Genomic DNA, 17,311 nt, shown 5'->3' with positions numbered 1-17,311 from the left:
CTTAGACCGATGCGGCCGGGCGGGCCGCCTCGGCGGGGGAGTGGAGGGTGGCCTTTATGTCGTCCGTGTCGTGCAGCAGGACACCGGCCGGGGGCGGGGTGACCGCGGCGACGGCGGCGGTGACGACGCCCGCGGGCTCGCCGGACGTCTCCAGGTCGTCGGCGGTGACGTTGGTGTGGTCGACCGGCTTGCGGCGCGACAGGGCCCAGATCACACCCGAGCCCGCGACCAGCAGGACGGCCACGGCGGTGACGCCCCAGGCGCCCTGACCCGTCAGGAACTCCGCGGCGGCGGCGACCAGACCCGCGGCGGGCAGCGTCAGGCCCCAGGCGACGAACATCCGGGTCGCGGTCGACCAGCGGACCACGCCGCCCTTGCGGCCGAGGCCCGCGCCCATCACGGAGCCGGAGCAGACCTGGGTGGTGGAGAGGGAGAAGCCGAGGTGCGAGGAGGCCAGGATGACCGTCGCGGCGCCGGTCTGGGCGGCGAAGCCCTGCGGCGGACGGAGGTCGGTGAGGCCCTTGCCCATGGTGCGGATGATGCGCCAGCCGCCCAGGTACGTACCGGCGGCGATGGCCACACCGGCCGAGACGATGACCCACAGGGGCGGGTTGGAGCCGGGGGCCAGCACGTTTCCGGTGACCAGGGCCAGGGTGATGACACCCATCGTCTTCTGGGCGTCGTTGGTGCCGTGCGCGAGGGAGACGAGGCCGGCGGAGGCGATCTGGCCCGCGCGGTAACCCTTGGCGGTGGCCTTCTCGTCGGTCCTGGACGCCAGCTTGAAGGTGAGCTTCGTGGCGAGGTACGCGGCGACGCCGGCCACCAGCGGCGCGGCGATCGCGGGCAGCAGCACCTTGGTGATGACGACGCTGCCGTTGACCCCCGAGGTACCCACCGACATCAAGGTGGCGCCGATGAGGCCGCCGAAGAGTGCGTGGGAGGAACTGGACGGCAGACCGATCAGCCAGGTCAACAGGTTCCAGAGGATGGCGCCGACCAGCGCCGCGAAGATCACTTCCGTCGTGATGCCGCTCTCGTTGATGAGCCCGCCGGAGATCGTCTTGGCGACCTCGACGGAGAGGAAAGCACCAACGAGGTTGAGCACGGCGGACATGGCCACCGCCGTCTTGGGCTTGAGTGCGCCGGTCGAGATGGTCGTGGCCATCGCGTTGGCAGTGTCGTGGAAACCGTTCGTGAAGTCGAACACGAGAGCGGTCACGATCACGATTCCGAGAAGGAGCGTGATGTGTTCCATTTACCCAGGCAATCGTTTGAGGTCAGTGGCAGTTGGAACGTAGGCAACCTGAGTGAACGGAAGATGAACTGGGCAGGGCGCCCCGGTGACTCGAAACGCCGCACCGCCGTTCCGGATTTCACCGCAACGGTCGCGCGGCGGTCACTCGCCGGGCGGGGCTTGGGAGCCAACGCCGCGCGGAGGTGTTCCACCGACCGTGTGAGCCGTGGAAGAGATTCCGGTCACCCGGAAGAGAGCGGGCCCCGCAGCCTCGGTCCGCGGTGCGTTTACGGGGCCTCGGAACCGGTGCGCGCCGCCGGGTGCTGGCAGGATGCGGCGCATGGCGACGGAGCAGACGCAACGGGCAGGGTCGGCGGGACCGCGGGACGAAGAAGGGGACCCGGTCGCGCGGGGCCGGCGGGAGGGCGCAGGGGACGAAGGGGACCCGGTCGCGCGGGCCTGGCGGGAGGGCGCAGGGGACGAAGGGGACCCGGTCGCGCGGGCCTGGCGGGACCTGGTGGCCGCCGCGCGCCGCTCGGTGGCGGACGGGCTGGTCGTCGGCACCTCGGGCAACGTCTCCGTGCGGGTGGGCGATCTCGTCCTGGTCACCCCGAGCGGTGTCCCCTACGACCGGCTCGGTCCGGCCGAGACGACCGGCGTCGACCTCGACGGCCGCCAGGTCCTTGGCGGCCTCACCCCCACCAGCGAACTCCCCATGCACCTCGCCGTGTACCGGGACACCGACGCCGGAGCGGTCGTGCACACCCACGCCGTGCACGCCACCGCCGTCTCCACCCTCGTGGACCGGCTGCCCTTGGTGCACTACATGGCGGCGGCCATGGGAGGCCGGATACGCACGGCGCCGTACGCGACGTACGGGAGCCAGGAGCTGGCCGAGAACGTACGACGCGCGCTCCGCGACCGCACCGGCTGTCTCCTGCAGAACCACGGCACCCTCACCTACGGCGACACCCTCGACCAGGCCTACGACCGCACGGCGCAACTGGAGTGGATGTGCCGCCTGTGGCTCACCGCGTCCGCCGTGCCCGGCCGCGCCCCGGCCCTGCTGTCCGACGCCCAGCTCGAAGCCGCCGCACAGCAGCTGCGCGGCTACGGCCAGCAGGGGTGATCAGGCGGCCGGGCGCTCGACGGCAGCCGCACTCGCCGGCGAGCACCGCTCAGCCCGGCCGGCCACCGGCGGCCCCCGCCCACTGGCAGGAGCGGCCACCGCTGAGGAGACTGAAGCCGTGCATCCGGCTAAAGCGACGGCAGCGGCCGTCACCACACTGATCGGTATCGGCGCCGCCACGGTCGCGGCGGCCCGGTACGCCGGCGACGCCGCACTCAGGACGTCGCCCGGCCGGCCGTTGCCTGGGGACCCATGGGTCACCGTGCACTCCGCGTCGCCCGGCCAGGTCACCCTCACCCGGGACCTCGCCACGCTCAGACCCGGCACGTACGGGCTGGAGGGCACGGGCCCCGGCGGCGGGGCCGTGCACGCGGTCGTGGGGCCGGTGCTGGACGCCGTGCCCCACGAGGCGGACACGGTCGTACGCCGCCTGGAGCGGATCTCCCACGGCTCCCTCGAACCGGGCGCGAAGGTGTGGCTGACCCCGCAGGTCCACACCGGCGACCCCCGCGGCGCGCTCGGCATCGCGTACGAGAACGTCGAGGTGACGGGTGAACTCGGAGCGCTCCCCGCGTGGTACGTGCCCGGCACCCGCACCACCTGGGTGATCGCGGTGCACGGCCTGGGCGGCACCCGCGAACACCCGCTGAACGTCCTGGAACTCCTGCACCGCTACCGCCTCCCGGTCCTCGGCCTCGGCTACCGCGGCGACCCCGGCGCGCCCCGCTCCCCGGACGGCCTCGGCCACCTCGGCGACTCGGAGTGGCGCGACCTGGACGCCGCGATCCGGCACGCCGTGCGGCACGGCGCCGAACGGATCGTCCTGTACGGCTGGTCCACCGGGGCCACGATGGCGTTGCACGTCGCGACCTCCTCCGCGCTCCGCCACCTGGTCCGGGGAATCGTCCTCGACTCACCGGTGCTCGACCGGGAGGCGACCGTCCGCGCGCTGGCCGTCGCCCGCCGCACCCCGGCCGCCCTGCTCCCGCTCGCGGTACGGGCCGTGCAGGGCGCCACCGGGCCGTACGGCGACCCGCTCCGCGACGCGGCTGCCCCGAACGGGCTGCGCGTACCGGCGCTGATCGTCCACGGGCCCGACGACACCGTCGCCCCGTGGGGGCCCTCCCGTGCGCTGGCCGCCGCCCGCCCCGACCTGGTCACCCTGCACACCGTGCCGGACGCGCCCCACGCGGCGATGTGGAACGCGGACCCGGCCGCCTACGAAGAGGTCCTCCGCCGCTTCCTCACCCCTTTGATGTAGCGGCCGCCGGCCATGCGCCCGCCGGCGGAAGGGGCCGAGGAGGGTCCCGCGGAGGCCCACGTAGCAGAAACGAGGGCTCCACGGGGGCGGTGCGCGGCATTCCGTTTGGGCTTTCGGGCAGTCAGCGGAGACACTGCTCCTCGTGACGTCCCGTACACCGCGCGACTCCAGGCTCCGACTTGTCCGCCCGCGACCCCTCGCCACCGCCCGCAGGGCCGTGACGAACCGGCGTACCCGCCCGGCAACCCGTCCTCCCGAGGGGACCCCCGCCCAGGCGGAACTGGCCCGTCACGCCAGGGAGGTGCTCGCCGACGCCGCCCGGATCGCCCGCTGGGCCGACACCGAGCGCGCCCGCGGCGCCGCACCCCGCCCCGGCCAGGCGGGCACCCTCTCCGACGCGTCCGCCGAACGCGCCGCCGAGGCACTGCGTCTGACCGAGTCGCAGGTCCGCGCGGGCTGGGACCGGGCCCGCCTCGCCGGTCTCGTCGAGATCCACGGCGCCAACGCCCGCCCCGGCTGGCGGCTGCGCGCCTGGGACCGCGACGACGCCGCGGTGCTGCGCGGCTGGGTCGCCCTCTTCGACGCCTGGTCGCTCGTCCACCCCGCGCCCGCCGGCATCGCCCCGGTCACCGTGGCGGAGGTCGTGGAGTCCGTCCCCCAGGTGCTCTCCCTCCTCCAGCTCTCGGCCGGCCCCGTCCTCGTACCGGCCCTGCTCGACCTGCTGGAACAGCGCGTCGCGGAACTGCACGAGGAACGCTGCGAGGTGCCGCCCAACCTGCACGGCATCCCGGCGCAGTCCCCGCCGCACTCGCACCCCGTCCCGGTGCCCCTGCCCTCCCTCCTCGACTGGGCCCTCGCCGGTCTGGCCTCCGTCGGCGCGCTGACCCTCGGCGAGGGCCAGGCCACCCTGACCCCCCTCGGCAGCTGGGCGGTCTGGGTCAAGCTGGAACAGATCTGCGTCGCCGCACAGAGCCCCGCCGGGAACATCGAGCAGTCCGCGGACGCCATGCTCAGCGGCTGCGCCCGCCTCACCCCCGGCCCGGCCCGCGCCGAGTACCGCGCCTGGCTGGCCGCCCGCACGGTGGGCACCGCCGTCCTCGAACTCCTTGAGGTGGCCCGCGGCGAGGACGCCCTCCTGCGCGGCCTCGCCTTCGAGGCGCTCCGGGTGGTCGGCGCCCCCGCAGAGGCCGAGGTACGCGCCGCCACCGACGAGCAGGCGCTGCGCCCGTACGCGCTGCTCTGGCTCGCCGAGCACGAGGGCACCGACCCCGAGGACGCCCACGACCTGCTCACCCGTGAGGAGTCCACCTGGCTCTGGGTGGACACCGCGGCGGCCGTCGCCGACCACGGCGAGAGCGAACTGCTGGTCCGCCACCTCGAATCGGCAGTCCAGGGCACCGTCCCCGCGCTGCTCGACGAGGTGCGCGCGGCAGGACATCCGCGCACCGTGCAGGTACTGGTCGCGCTCGCCGCCGCACACCCCGACCCGGCCCTCGCGAAGGCCGTGCGCCGCGCCGCCTTCCAGGTGCACACCGGCGGGGCGTAGCGCCCGGCGCCGCCCGGGGGCTCAGCCGTGGGCCCCCGGCACGTACGTCCCGAAGGACCAGACGTTGCCCTCGGTGTCCTTGGCCATGTAGTCGCGGGAGCCGTAGTCCTGGTCCGTGGGCGGCATCACGATCTCCACCCCGTGCTCCGCCGCGTGTCTGTGGTGCGCGTCGACGTCCTCCACCACCACGTACACACCGGCCGGGCCGGCGCCCGCATCCGACATCGTGCTGTCGAACAGGCCGCCGCGGCCCTTGCTGCCCAGCATCACCGTGCCGTTGCCGTAGCTCAGTTCGGCGTGCTCGACGACGCCGCCCTCGCTCTCGTACACCGCGCCTCTCATGAAGCCGAACGCCTCCGTGAGCAGCGTGATCGCGGCCTTGGCGTCCCGGTACAACAGGGTCGGGTACAGCGTCGGTGCGTCAGTCATTCCCCTCACTCCTTCTCCTGACGAGGAAGGCCACGGAGTGTGACCTGCAACACAGTCTTCCAGGTGGGTACGACAACCGCCCCCGACCCTTCGCGCAGGACGGGCCGGCGGCCGGGCGGAGGGCTCAGCGGAAGGTGTTGCACTGCGCCATGTCGCCCGACTCGAAGCCGTTGTAGAACCACTGCTGGCGCTGCGCCGCCGACCCGTGCGTCCAGCTCTCCGGCGTCACCCGGCCCTGGAACTTCTCCTGGATCCGGTCGTCACCGACCGCGGCCGCCGCGTCGAGCCCGTCCCTGATGTCGGCGTCGGTCAGCTGGGTGATCAGCGGCCTGCCCGACTTCTCGTCCGGGGTGCGCGTCGCGTGCCGCGCCCACACCCCGGCGTAGCAGTCGGCCTGGAGCTCCACCCGGACCGCGTTGCTGTTCGCGCCCTGCCGGCCGTCCTGCGAGCGGGACAGCGTGCCCATCGCGTTCTGGATGTGGTGCCCGTACTCGTGCGCCACGACGTACGCCTGGGCGAACGGGCCGCCGCTGGAGCCGAACTTGGTCCGCAGCTCGTTGAAGAAGCCCAGGTCCAGATAGACCTGCCGGTCACGCGGGCAGTAGAAGGGGCCGACCGCCGAGGTGGCGGCGCCGCAGGCGGTGGAGACCCGGTCGGTGAAGAACACCGTCGGCGCGTTCGAGTACGACGCACCCCGCCGGGCGAGTTCCTGGCGCCAGAAGTCCTGCACGCTGTTGACCACGCCGAGGGTGCGGCAGTCGTCCTTGGTGTTGGCGTCCCGTCCCGTCCGGCAGGTCTGCTGCACCTGTGCCTGGGAGGACGCCGACGTGTCGGGTTCCTGGTCGCCGGAGGACAGCCCCAGCTGGTCAGGGCCCACGCCGAACAGCACCCCCATCACCAGCGCGATGAGGCCGACGATGCCTCCGCCGATCGTGGCCTTTCCGCCGGGAATGCGGCTGCCGCGCACGTCCCGGACCTCCGAGCTGTCCAGATTGGCGTCGTCGTCGAACTGCACGGGGCCGCACCACCCTCTGCTTGGGCCTTCATGACCGGCAGGGCGACGCGGTCCGTCACCCCTGCGCCGAGTATCAGCCCATTTACCGTCAAGTGCCCCTCTTTCTGGTGCTACGGGGGTACCGGCGAACAGGGGTATCCGAACGGGGGCGCCGCCGTACGGGGGACCGGCCGGGCCGGCGGCAGGGGAGGGCGTGTCGGCCGCCTCGTCAGCGCCGTGCCCAGAAAAGAGGTTGCGAACGCCCGTTAGACTGGGCCGTATGGCACCTCTCCTTGCGCATTAAGCGGCGTCGAAGAAGTAAACCTCCGCCCGTCAAAACTTCCGCCGTCCAACCCCGCACAGGAGTTTTTCCGTGATCACCGCCTCCGGCATCGAGCTGCGCGCCGGCGCCCGCATCCTCATCGAGAACGCGTCCTTCCGTATCGCCAAGGGCGACCGTATCGGCCTCGTCGGCCGCAACGGCGCGGGCAAGACCACCCTCACCAAGTGCCTCGCGGGCGAGGGCACCCCGGCCGGGGGCACCATCACCCGCTCCGGCGAGGTCGGCTACCTGCCGCAGGACCCCCGCACCGGCGACCTGGACGTCCTCGCCAAGGACCGCATCCTCTCCGCCCGCGAGCTGGACTCCGTGCTGCGCAAGATGCGTGAGAACGAGCAGAAGATGTCCACCGGGCAGGGTGCCACCCGGGAGAAGGCGATGAAGAAGTACGAGCGCCTGGAGACGGAGTTCCTCACCAAGGGCGGCTACGCGGCCGAGGCCGAGGCCGCCACCATCGCCGCCGCGCTCGGCCTGCCCGACCGCGTGCTCGGCCAGCCCCTGCACACCCTCTCCGGCGGTCAGCGCCGCCGCGTCGAGCTGGCCCGCATCCTCTTCTCGGACGCCGACACCCTGCTCCTGGACGAGCCCACCAACCACCTGGACGCCGACTCCATCGTCTGGCTGCGTGACTACCTGAAGTCCTACCGCGGCGGCTTCATCGTCATCTCCCACGACGTGGAGCTGGTCGAGACGGTCGTCAACAAGGTGTTCTACCTGGACGCCAACCGCGCCCAGATCGACGTCTACAACATGGGCTGGAAGCTCTACCAGCAGCAGCGCGAGGCCGACGAGAAGCGCCGCAAGCGCGAGCGGCAGAACGCCGAGAAGAAGGCCTCCGCCCTCCATTCGCAGGCCGACAAGATGCGCGCCAAGGCGACCAAGACCGTCGCCGCCCAGAACATGGCCAAGCGCGCCGACCGCCTGCTCGCCGGCCTGGACGCGGTACGCGTCTCCGACAAGGTCGCCAAGCTGCGCTTCCCCGACCCCGCGCCCTGCGGCAAGACCCCGCTGATGGCGGAGGGCCTGTCCAAGTCGTACGGCTCGCTGGAGATCTTCACCGACGTCGACCTCGCAGTCGACAAGGGCTCGCGCGTCGTCATCCTGGGCCTCAACGGCGCCGGCAAGACGACCCTGCTGCGGCTGCTGGCGGGCGCCGAGAAGCCGGACACCGGCCAGGTCATCGAGGGCCACGGCCTCAAGATGGGCTACTACGCCCAGGAGCACGAGACCCTCGACCCGAACCGCACGGTGCTGGAGAACATGCGCTCCTCCGCCCCGGACCTGGACCTGGTCGATGTCCGCAAGACGCTCGGTTCGTTCCTCTTCTCCGGTGACGACGTCGACAAGCCGGCCGGTGTCCTGTCCGGCGGTGAGAAGACCCGGCTGGCGCTGGCCACCCTGGTCGTCTCGTCCGCCAACGTGCTGCTCCTCGACGAGCCCACCAACAACCTCGACCCGGCGAGCCGCGAGGAGATCCTCGGCGCCCTGCGTACGTACAAGGGCGCCGTCATCCTCGTCACGCACGACGAGGGCGCCGTCCTCGCCCTGGAGCCCGAGCGGATCATCCTGCTCCCCGACGGCGTCGAGGACCTGTGGGGCCCGGACTACGCGGACCTCGTGGCCCTGGCGTAGCCCGTCGCGCGGTCACCCGCCCGCCGTGGCCCTGGCATATTCCAAGGGCAAGGTCCCAGGCCGTCGCCCTGCCGGCGGCCCTGCGCTGATCCACTCGGGCTGGATCATTCGGCCTACGCGTGATCCTTCATCTGAGTGAGTGCCTCTCGTACCCCGGCGCGTCGCACCGCCCGGCAAGGCCCGTCCTGTCATGGGACGGGCCTTTCGCCGTGCACTGATCGTTTTACCTCGCTGACCTGGTGATTCCCGGTTGTGCCCGGAATCCGGTATGGCGAAAGACACGCGGAATTTAGAATTCCGGGCCGGGCGGTCACTTCCTCCACGGCGAACCTTGTTGTACGGACCTTGCCGAATGGGTGGCCAGGAACGTGGGAAGGGGTGATCATGAGAAGTCCAGAGCGCACTTCCTTGAGGAGGCACGGGTGGCCGAGACTCTTAAGAAGGGCAGCCGGGTTACCGGCGCCGCGCGTGAAAAGCTCGCGGCAGACCTGAAGAAGCAGTATGACTCCGGTGCGAGTATCCGGGCGTTGGCCGAATCGACCGGCCGCTCCTACGGATTCGTCCACCGGATGCTGAGTGAGTCCGGAGTGACCCTGCGGGGACGCGGCGGAGCGACGCGCGGCAAGAAGGCCTCGGCCTGACAGTCACGCTTCCAGCTGTACCTGGCTGTACCCGTACGCGCACCGAACGGCGCGCGTACGTGGTCGGTGCGGGGCCGGTCGTGGACACGGTTCGCCGGGTGGTTACTGTGCAGTCACTTAAGTGGTGACGGCACCGTATCCCTACCGGAGGCACCCCATGGCTTCGCTCGACCCCGTACTCGACAAAGACGGCGTGCAACTCACCGTCGAGGACGCCGTAGCCACGGTGACCCTGGCCAACCCGGCCAAGCGCAACGCCCAATCCCCCGCTCTGTGGCGGGCGTTGACGGAGGCCGGGAGGGCGTTGCCCGGATCCGTCCGGGTGGTCGTGCTGCGCGGAGAGGGCAAATCCTTCTCCGCGGGCCTCGACCGGCAGGCGTTCACCCCGGAGGGCTTCGACGGTGAGCCGTCCTTCCTCGACCTCGCGCGTGGTCCGCAGGCGGACCTCGACGCGGAGATCGCCGCGTACCAGGAGGCGTTCACCTGGTGGCGGCGCGCCGACCTGATCAGCATCGCCGCGGTGCAGGGCCATGCGATCGGCGCCGGATTCCAGCTCGCCCTCGCCTGCGACCTGCGGGTCGTCGCCGAGGACGTGCAGTTCGCCATGCGCGAGACGAGCCTGGGCCTCGTGCCGGACCTGACGGGCACGCACCCCCTGGTGGGCCTCGTCGGGTACGCCCGTGCGCTGGAGATCTGTGCCACCGGGCGGTTCGTCCACGCGGCGGAGGCGGAGCGCACCGGCCTCGCCAATCTCGTCGTGCCGAACGACGAACTCGACGGCGCGGTGCGTGACTTGACCGCGGCCCTGCTGGCCGCCCCGCGTGACGCCGTCATCGAGACCAAGGCTCTCCTGCAGGGCGCGTCGGACCGTGACTACGAGCAGCAGCGCGTCGCCGAGCGTGCCGCGCAGGGGCGCAGGCTGCGCGACCTCGCGGGACTGTCCGACTGAGCGACCCCCCTGCCTGTCCGAGCGACCGGGCGCCCCCGGCCCGGCGCGGTCAGCCGTCCGTCACCTCGGTGACGAGCACGGCCACCGACGGGTGTTCCGGCAGTGCCTCCGCGACCGCGGCGCGGACCGCCAGGGCGACCTCCCGCGCGGGGCGCTGCCCGGTCACCGCCACCTCCATGAGGACGTGGCGACCGGGGTGCGCGTTGTCGTGGCGCGCCGGGGTGCCCAGCACGGAGGTCGGGTGGGCCACGCCGGGGACGGCGGCGGCCGCGCGGGCGGCCGCCGACCCGGATCCGGCGTCGCGGCCGGGCGTGTCGCCGCCCGCACGCCGCCCGGACGGCCCAGTGGGGCGCGGCCTTTCCGGCGCGTTTGGCGGTACGGTTCCCGACCTGTGCGCCGGGTCGGCCGGGGCGTCGTCCGCCGCGTGCGTATGCGCCTCCGCGTGCTCTCCCGCCGATGCGTCCTGTCCCGAGTCGTCCAGCAGACCGCCGACGCGCAGGTCCACCTCGGTCACCTCCAGGCCCAGCCGGGTCTCGGCGGCCGTGAACAGCGCCGCGCGCAGCAGGTCCGCCGTCGAGGTGAGCGGCTCCTCGTACGAGGCCTCGAACTCCGCCTCGATGCGCAGCGGTCCGGGCGGCAGCGCCCCCGGGGGAGGCGGTACGGCAGGGGAGTCCCGCTCCTCGTCAGGGCCGGCCGGGCCCACCCGGAGCGTGCGCAGGCGTACCCCCGCGACCTCCTCGCCGGCGCGTCGCAGCACGCCTGTCGCCGCCCGTTCCGCGAGCCAGCAACCGTCCGCCGCCGGGCCGAGGGGCAGCAGTCTGCCCAGGCCCAGCCGCTGACGTACCGCCTGGGTCCAACTGTTGTCCGGTGCTGTGGGTGCCATGGGGTCAGCCTGCCGCATCCCCGGTGCGACATCGGACAACCGGCCCTAATGTGGCAACGGAGTCCAGTACCCGCGTAACCCCCGGAAAGGGACGAACGGCGATGGCAGACACCGAACGAGAGCGCAGCATCCGGCCCGGTGGCCTGGATAAGGACCTGTCACGCACGGGATCGAGCGAGGCGTCCGGCGCGAGCACCCCGCAGCGCGGCGGCGGCAATCCGGCGACCCGCGGACGCACCACGATCGCCGACGGCGTGGTCGAGAAGATCGCTGGAATGGCCGCACGCGACGTGGACGGCGTTCACGCGATGGGGGGAGGTTTGTCCCGTACCTTCGGCGCGGTGCGCGACCGGGTACCGGGCGGTAACACGAAGTCCGTGAGCCGTGGCGTCAAGGCCGAGGTCGGCGAGGTGCAGACCGCGCTCGACCTCGACATCGTGGTCGAGTACGGCGTGTCGATCTCCGATGTCGCCAAGGCGGTACGGGAGAACGTGATCTCGGCCGTCGAGCGGATGACCGGCCTCGAAGTCGTGGAGGTCAACATCGCGGTCGGCGACGTGAAGCTGCCCGACGAGGAAGAGGACGAGCCGGAGCAGAAGCTCCAGTGAGTCCGGTGGAGCGACGGAGCACGAGAGTGAGGGCGGTTCGATGAGTCTTTCAGTGGTCGGCCTGGCGGTCGGCATCGCGCTCGGGTTCGCCGGGTACTTCGGCGGGTTCGGTGCGTTCGTGGTCGTCGCAGCTCTCGGGCTGATCGGCCTGCTGCTCGGCAAGTACCTGGAGGGTGACCTCGACCCCGGCGAGTTCTTCGGCCGTCGGGACCGTGACGACGACCGCGAGGACCGGTTCCGGTCCCGGCCCAGGCCGCGGTGACCGAGCAGGCCCCGGTGGACCGGGTGGCAGTTCCCGCCGCCGAGCGGGGTGCCACCCGGATCGCGGACCGGGTCGTGGAGAAGATCGCCGAACGGGCGGCGCGCGAGGCGCTCGACGCGCCGCCCGACGGCGCAGGCGCCCCGCACGCTCAGGTGAGCGTGCGTGGCGCTTCGGCGCGCGTGCGGATCGGAGTCGAGCTCGGCTACCCGTGCGACATCGGGGGGCAGTGCGCGTCGGTGAGCCGCCAGGTCACCGATCGGCTGGGCGAGTTGGCCGGCATGACGGTTCCTGAGGTGACGGTGCTGGTCGAGCGGCTGCACCGGGCGGGCCCCGAGAACGGGAGGACGCGGTGAGCGAGCAGGTGCCCACGCTGGAGATGGAACGGGGCCGGGGCGAGCAGCGCGGCTCCGCGCCGCGCAGGCGGTTCTGGTCGGCGCGGCGGATCCCGGCCGGGGTGGCGGCAGCGGTGCTCCTCGGCGCTTGCGGGCTGCTGCTGTACGACGTGGTGGCGGTAAGGGCCGGCCGGTCCGCGATGAGCTGGCGCCGCGAACTGGCGACGGCGCTGTCCGGGCGTCCGCTGGACCAGGTGTGGGTGCAGGTCGGCTCGGGCCTCGCGGTCGGGCTCGGTCTGTGGCTCGTGGTGCTCGCGGTGACGCCGGGACTGAGGTCGCTGCTGCCGATGAGTGGGCAGGGCGGCGCGGCGGCGGACGGCGAGGTGCGGGCCGGGCTCGAACGGAACGCGGCGGCGCTGGTGCTCCGGGACCGGGCGATGGAGGTGCCGGGCGTGCAGGGCGCGCGGGTGCGGGTCGGCCGCGGCCGGGTCACCGTACGGGCCGTCTCGCACTTCCGTGAACTGGACGATGTACGGGAGGACCTGGGCGAGGCGATGCGTGTCGGCATCGACGACCTGGGTCTGGCCCGGGAACCTGGACTCTCGGTCCGGGTGGAACGCGCGGAGGGCGGAAAGGGGTGAACGGCCCATGCGAAATCCGGTGAACAGGGTGCTGCTGGGGTTGCTGGGACTGGTCCTGGTGGCGCTCGGCGGCGCGGCGCTGCTGGCGGGACTCGGTGTCTCGGTCCCTTCCTGGTGGCCCTTCGCGGGCCGCGACGACGTGCTGCTGAGCACGGCGGACCGGACCCGGTGGCGGGACGAGGGCTGGTGGTGGCCGGTGGTCATCGCGGTGCTGTCGCTCTGCGTGCTGCTGTCGCTCTGGTGGCTGCTGGCGCAGCTGCACAGGAAGCGGCTGGGAACGATCCGGGTCCCCGGCGAGGGCGGCTCGGAACAGGTGCTGCTGCGGGGACGGGCGCTGGAGCGGGTGCTGCGCCAGGAGGCGGAGGCGACGGAGGGGGTCTCGCGTGCGGACGTCACCCTGAAGGGCCGCGAGAGCGAGCCCCGGGCACGGATCAGCCTGCTGCTCGGCCCTTCGGGCTCGCCGGCCAGAGCGGTCGCGCAACTGGCGGGTTCCGGTGTCGCCACGGCCCGCGAGTCGGTCCGCGCGAGGCGGCTGCCGACGGTGGTACGGGTGAGGGGGGCGCGGAGGGGGGCGCGGAGGGTGGACTGATCTCGACGGATCCGTCCTGTGCGGATCCACCCTGTGCGGGTCCGTCCTGTGCGGGTCCGACGTGGCTGGTCGCGCAGTTCCCCGCGCCCCTAACTGCCCCCAGCCTCCTTGGGCAGCGGGGCCGCCCCCCGGGGGCGGGACGGGTGGGCAAGGGGGCGGCCCCACGCGGAGCGCCCCTCCTACGCGGCGCGCCCCCGCCCCGGTGCCGTCAGAAGCCGTGGCGGGCGCCGCCGTCCACGGGGAGCATCACGCCCGTGATGTACGACGCCGCCGGCGAGAGCAGGAAGGCCGCCGTCCGGCCGAACTCCTCCGGCGTCCCGTACCGCCGAAGCGGAATCCGGCCCTCCTGGGCAGTCCTCGCCGCCGCCGGATCGTCCGCGAGCGAGTCCAGGTAGCGCACCCGGTCCGTGTCGATGCGGGACGGCAGCAGACCGATCACCCGGATCCCGCGCGGCCCGACCTCCTCCGCGAGGGACTTCGCGTACCCCGCGAGCCCCGGGCGCAGCCCGTTGGAGATGGTCAGACCCGGGATCGGCTCGTGCACTGAAGCCGAGAGGACGAAGCCGATCACGCCGCCGTCGGCGAGCGAGTCCGCCGCCGTCCGGGCGAGCCGTACCGCCCCGAGGAACACCGACTCGAACGCGTCCCGCCACTGCTCGTCCGTGTTGTCGGCGGACCCCCCGGCCGCCGGCCCGCCGACGCTGATGAGGATGCCGTCGAAGCGGCCGAAGCGGGCGCGGGCCTCCTCGACGAGCCGGGCGGCAGCCGCCGGGTCGGCGTTGTCGGCGGCCAGCGGCACCGCGTTCGGGCCGAGTTCGCCCGCCGCGGCGGTGAGGGCCTTCTCGTCCCGGGCGGTGAGAATCACCTTCGCTCCGTCCGCCACCAGTTCGCGCGCGGCGGCGAGGCCGAGGCCACGGCTCGCTCCGGTGACGACGTACACACGGTCCTTCAGTCCAAGATCCATGGCGCTATCCTGCACCCTCGCGGCCCGCGGCCCCACTCCGGGCCGCCCCTTCCCTGGCTTCCTCCCTGGCCAGCGCCTGGGCCGTGCCGACCAGACCGATGTGGCTGAACGCCTGCGGGAAGTTGCCCAGCTGGCGGCCCGCCACCGGGTCGTACTCCTCGGCCAGCAGCCCCACGTCGTTGCGCAGGGCGAGCAGCCGGTCGAAGAGTTCGCGGGCCTCCTTCACCCGTCCGGTCAGCAGCAGCGCGTCCGCCAGCCAGAACGAGCAGACCAGGAACGCCCCCTCGCCGCCCGGCAGTCCGTCGACCCGATGGCCCTCCAGCGTCTCGTCGGAGCTGTAGCGCTGGATGAAGCCGCCGTTGCGGCCCAGTTCCGCCCGTACCGCCTCCACCGTGCCCACCACCCGTGGGTCGTCCGGCGGCAGGAACCCCACCTGGGGGATGAGCAGGGTCGCCGCGTCGAGTTCGGCCGAGCCGTACGACTGGGTGAAGGTGTTGCGCGCCGGGTCGTAACCCTTCTCGCACACCTCCCGGTGCACCTCGTCGCGCATGGCCCGCCAGCGCGCCGCGTCACCCGGCAGGGTCGGGTCCTCCTCCAGGGTGCGGACCGCGCGGTCCGCGGCCACCCAGGCCATGACCTTGGAGTGCACGAAGTGGCGGCGCGGGCCGCGCACCTCCCACAGCCCGTCGTCCGGCTCGCGCCACATCGACTCCAGGAAGCCGAGCAGGCTGAGCTGGAGGTTCCAGGCGTGCGGCTTGGCGACGAGCCCCGACTTCCTGGCCACGTACAGGGAGTCGACGACCTCCCCGTACACGTCCAGCTGGAGCTGGTCGGCGGCGACGTTCCCGATCCGGACGGGGGTCGACGCCTCGTACCCGGCGAGCCACGGCAGTTCCAGCTCGGGCAGCCGCCGCTCGCCCGAGATCCCGTACATGATCTTCAGGTCGGCCGGGTCACCCGCGACCGCGCGCAGCAGCCAGTCGCGCCACTGCGCGGCCTCTTCGAGGTACCCGGCGGAGAGGAGCGAGCCGAGCGTGAGCGTGGAGTCGCGCAGCCAGCAGTAGCGGTAGTCCCAGTTCCGGACGCCTCCGATCTCCTCGGGGAGCGAGGTCGTGGGGGCGGCGACGATACCGCCGGTGGGGGCGTAGGTGAGGGCCTTGAGGGTGATGAGCGAGCGCAGTACGGCTTCCCGGTAAGGGCCTTCGTAGGTGCACTTGGCGGCCCACTCGGCCCAGTCCTCCAAGCTGTGCGCCAAGGACTCGTACGGGTCGACGAGCGGGGGACGCGGCTCGTGCGAGGGGTGCCAGGTGAGGACGAAGGCGACCTGCTCGCCCTCGCGGACGGTGAAGGCGGAGCGGGTGCTGTACTGCTGGCCCCAGGTCCTGACCTCGGGGCCGCCGGACTCCGAACCGTTCGCGTCCTTGGGCACGTCGCGCAGCCAGACGGCGTCGGGGCCCGCGACCGCGACCCGGTGGCCGTCGGTGTGGCGCACCCACGGCACGATGTTGCCGTAGTCGAAGCGCAGCCGGAGCGTGGAGTGCACGGTGACCTCGCCGGAGAGCCCCTCCACGATGCGCACCACATCGGGGGCCTGGTCGCGCTGCGGCATGAAGTCGGTGATCTTGACGCTGCCCGACCGGGTCTCCCAGACCGACTCCAGGACGAGGGAATCGCCCACGTACGAGCGGGAGGTGCAGTTGCCCGCCCCCTCGGGAGCCAGCCGCCAGTGACCGTTCTCCGGCTCGCCGAGCAGGGCCGCGAAACAGGCGGCGGAGTCGAAGCGGGGCAGGCAGAGCCAGTCCACGGAACCGTCGCGGCCGACCAGGGCCGCGGTCTGGAGGTCCCCGATGAGCGCGTAGTCCTCGATGCGTTGGGTCACGCTCAGGCGTCTTCCCTGCTGGGAGCCGAACTAAGCAGTCGTATCGGTCACGCGTCCGGTCGCGGGGGACCCTACGCCGACGCGGTGGCGGGCTCCTCGGCCTCGGCGTCCGCCAGGGCGCGCGCCGCCGTGTCCCGCTCGCGCTTCTCCCGGCGTACCAGAACGACCCAGCCGACCGGGACGGCGGCGGCGAACAGCCACCACTGCACGGCGTACGCCATGTGCGGGCCGATCGAGTCGGACTCCGGCTCGGCGATCATCTCCGGGCTGCCGTCGGCCGGGGCGGGCGAGGTCAGTTCGAGGTAGCCGCCGAGCACCGGGCGGCCGAGCAGCTTGGCCTGCTGGGCGCTGTTGATCAGCATGACGTGACGGGGCGGCAGCCCCGCGAGGTCCTTGATGCCGCTGCCCGAGGTCGTCTCGTCGGCCTTGAGGCGGCCGGTGACGGTGACTTCGCCCGTGGGCGGCGCGGGAACGTGCGGGAACGCCTGCTGGTCGGCACCGAAGGCGACCCAGCCGCGGTTGACGAGGACGGTGCCGCCGCCCTTGAGGTCGAACGGCGTCAGGACGTGGAAGCCGACCTGGTCGTCGGTGGAGGTGCGGCGCCGCACGACGACCTCGTGCGCGGTGTCGAAGGTGCCGGTGGCGGTCGCCGCACGCCAGAAGTCCGCGGTGGGGACGGTGTGGCCGGGTGAGGTGAGCTGGTTCACCGGCTTCGGCTTCGCCCTGAGGTTCCCGGCGATCAGCTGGTTCTGCGCGACCTTGTGCTCGTGGCGGTGGAGCTGCCAGAAGCCGAGCTCGACCATCGAGGGAATGAGGACGAGCGCCAGGAGGGTGAGGATCACCCACTGCCGGGACAACAGGAAGCGGTACACGCTTTGACGGTACCTGGCGGGAGAAGTCCCCCGGTGGGCGGGTTGCCCGAGCCGGGGGTCACACAGCTGGGCCCGGGTGGGGTGCCCGAGCGGGGGACACGTACCTCGGCCCGGGTGGGGTGCGCG

The 17,311-nt window shown here is 72.6% G+C and carries 18 protein-coding genes; 11 read left to right on the top strand and 7 right to left on the bottom strand.

Annotation, left to right across the window (positions count from 1 at the left end):
* Position 1: 1 nt before the first annotated feature.
* Positions 2–1,255 carry an anion permease gene (locus ACIQM4_RS20605; RefSeq protein WP_401593402.1) on the bottom strand — a complete coding sequence of 418 codons (1,254 nt, stop codon included), beginning with the start codon at positions 1,253–1,255 and terminating at the stop codon, positions 2–4.
* 319 nt (positions 1,256–1,574) lie between these two features.
* Between ACIQM4_RS20605 and ACIQM4_RS20600 the strand changes: the two genes are divergently transcribed.
* The 3 genes from ACIQM4_RS20600 (at position 1,575) to ACIQM4_RS20590 (ending at position 5,170) form a co-directional block, all read left to right on the top strand.
* On the top strand, positions 1,575–2,363 hold the full coding sequence (locus tag ACIQM4_RS20600) for a class II aldolase/adducin family protein (protein ID WP_401593400.1): 789 nt from the start codon (positions 1,575–1,577) through the stop codon (positions 2,361–2,363).
* Between the two features lie 118 nt (positions 2,364–2,481).
* A complete protein-coding gene (locus ACIQM4_RS20595) occupies positions 2,482–3,624 on the top strand; it encodes an alpha/beta hydrolase (RefSeq protein ID WP_401593397.1) in 1,143 nt (380 codons plus the stop codon).
* Positions 3,625–3,766: 142 nt separating this feature from the next.
* Positions 3,767–5,170: a hypothetical protein gene (locus ACIQM4_RS20590; protein ID WP_401593396.1), complete on the top strand. Its 1,404-nt coding sequence runs from the start codon at positions 3,767–3,769 to the stop codon at positions 5,168–5,170.
* A gap of 21 nt (positions 5,171–5,191) precedes the next feature.
* Here ACIQM4_RS20590 and ACIQM4_RS20585 read toward each other — a convergent pair whose 3' ends face one another.
* Positions 5,192–5,599 carry a VOC family protein gene (locus tag ACIQM4_RS20585; protein WP_401593394.1) on the bottom strand — a complete coding sequence of 136 codons (408 nt, stop codon included), beginning with the start codon at positions 5,597–5,599 and terminating at the stop codon, positions 5,192–5,194.
* 124 nt (positions 5,600–5,723) lie between these two features.
* Positions 5,724–6,614, bottom strand: coding sequence for a neutral zinc metallopeptidase (locus ACIQM4_RS20580; protein WP_401593392.1), 891 nt, complete (start codon positions 6,612–6,614; stop codon positions 5,724–5,726).
* 352 nt (positions 6,615–6,966) lie between these two features.
* Between ACIQM4_RS20580 and ACIQM4_RS20575 the strand changes: the two genes are divergently transcribed.
* The 3 genes from ACIQM4_RS20575 to ACIQM4_RS20565 all read left to right on the top strand — a co-directional run bounded on the left by ACIQM4_RS20575 (position 6,967) and on the right by ACIQM4_RS20565 (position 10,155).
* On the top strand, positions 6,967–8,565 hold the full coding sequence (locus ACIQM4_RS20575) for an ABC-F family ATP-binding cassette domain-containing protein (protein WP_401593390.1): 1,599 nt from the start codon (positions 6,967–6,969) through the stop codon (positions 8,563–8,565).
* 422 nt (positions 8,566–8,987) lie between these two features.
* Positions 8,988–9,206 (top strand): helix-turn-helix domain-containing protein, encoded by a 219-nt coding sequence (locus ACIQM4_RS20570; protein WP_401593387.1) that lies wholly within the window; start codon positions 8,988–8,990, stop codon positions 9,204–9,206.
* Between the two features lie 157 nt (positions 9,207–9,363).
* Positions 9,364–10,155 (top strand): enoyl-CoA hydratase/isomerase family protein, encoded by a 792-nt coding sequence (locus tag ACIQM4_RS20565; RefSeq protein WP_401593385.1) that lies wholly within the window; start codon positions 9,364–9,366, stop codon positions 10,153–10,155.
* Between the two features lie 49 nt (positions 10,156–10,204).
* Here the strand turns inward: ACIQM4_RS20565 and ACIQM4_RS20560 are convergent, their stop codons facing one another.
* Positions 10,205–11,038, bottom strand: coding sequence for a nucleopolyhedrovirus P10 family protein (locus ACIQM4_RS20560; protein WP_401593382.1), 834 nt, complete (start codon positions 11,036–11,038; stop codon positions 10,205–10,207).
* 101 nt (positions 11,039–11,139) lie between these two features.
* Between ACIQM4_RS20560 and ACIQM4_RS20555 the strand changes: the two genes are divergently transcribed.
* Genes ACIQM4_RS20555 through amaP form a run of 5 tightly spaced genes read left to right on the top strand, consistent with a single transcriptional unit; the run spans position 11,140 to position 13,470 of the window.
* Complete coding sequence (locus ACIQM4_RS20555) at positions 11,140–11,646, top strand: Asp23/Gls24 family envelope stress response protein (RefSeq protein WP_401593379.1); 507 nt, start codon at positions 11,140–11,142, stop codon at positions 11,644–11,646.
* 40 nt (positions 11,647–11,686) lie between these two features.
* Positions 11,687–11,908, top strand: coding sequence for a hypothetical protein (locus ACIQM4_RS20550; protein WP_401593376.1), 222 nt, complete (start codon positions 11,687–11,689; stop codon positions 11,906–11,908).
* Positions 11,905–12,261 carry a hypothetical protein gene (locus ACIQM4_RS20545; protein ID WP_401593375.1) on the top strand — a complete coding sequence of 119 codons (357 nt, stop codon included), beginning with the start codon at positions 11,905–11,907 and terminating at the stop codon, positions 12,259–12,261. The genes ACIQM4_RS20550 and ACIQM4_RS20545 overlap by 4 nt, the downstream gene beginning before the upstream one ends.
* Positions 12,262–12,284: 23 nt before the next feature.
* Entirely contained in the window at positions 12,285–12,881 is a 597-nt protein-coding gene (locus ACIQM4_RS20540) for a DUF6286 domain-containing protein (RefSeq protein WP_401594133.1), read from the top strand.
* A gap of 7 nt (positions 12,882–12,888) precedes the next feature.
* The gene (gene amaP, locus ACIQM4_RS20535; protein ID WP_401593372.1) at positions 12,889–13,470 is read left to right on the top strand and encodes an alkaline shock response membrane anchor protein AmaP; all 582 of its coding nucleotides are present in this window, start codon (positions 12,889–12,891) and stop codon (positions 13,468–13,470) included.
* 208 nt (positions 13,471–13,678) lie between these two features.
* On the opposite strand, the gene ACIQM4_RS20530 is transcribed toward amaP, so the two are convergent.
* The 3 genes from ACIQM4_RS20530 to ACIQM4_RS20520 form a co-directional block, all read right to left on the bottom strand.
* On the bottom strand, positions 13,679–14,434 hold the full coding sequence (locus tag ACIQM4_RS20530) for an SDR family oxidoreductase (RefSeq protein ID WP_401593369.1): 756 nt from the start codon (positions 14,432–14,434) through the stop codon (positions 13,679–13,681).
* A gap of 4 nt (positions 14,435–14,438) precedes the next feature.
* Positions 14,439–16,313 carry a glycoside hydrolase family 15 protein gene (locus ACIQM4_RS20525; protein WP_401593367.1) on the bottom strand — a complete coding sequence of 625 codons (1,875 nt, stop codon included), beginning with the start codon at positions 16,311–16,313 and terminating at the stop codon, positions 14,439–14,441.
* Positions 16,314–16,384: 71 nt separating this feature from the next.
* Positions 16,385–17,185, bottom strand: coding sequence for an SURF1 family protein (locus ACIQM4_RS20520; protein ID WP_401593364.1), 801 nt, complete (start codon positions 17,183–17,185; stop codon positions 16,385–16,387).
* Positions 17,186–17,311 lie beyond the last annotated feature (126 nt).

The sequence above is a fragment of the Streptomyces sp. NPDC091272 genome, assembly GCF_044757485.1.
Classification (GTDB): Bacteria; Actinomycetota; Actinomycetes; order Streptomycetales; family Streptomycetaceae; genus Streptomyces.
The sequence above is the reverse complement of the archived record's forward strand: the minus strand, read 5'-3'. Positions and strand labels throughout refer to the sequence as shown.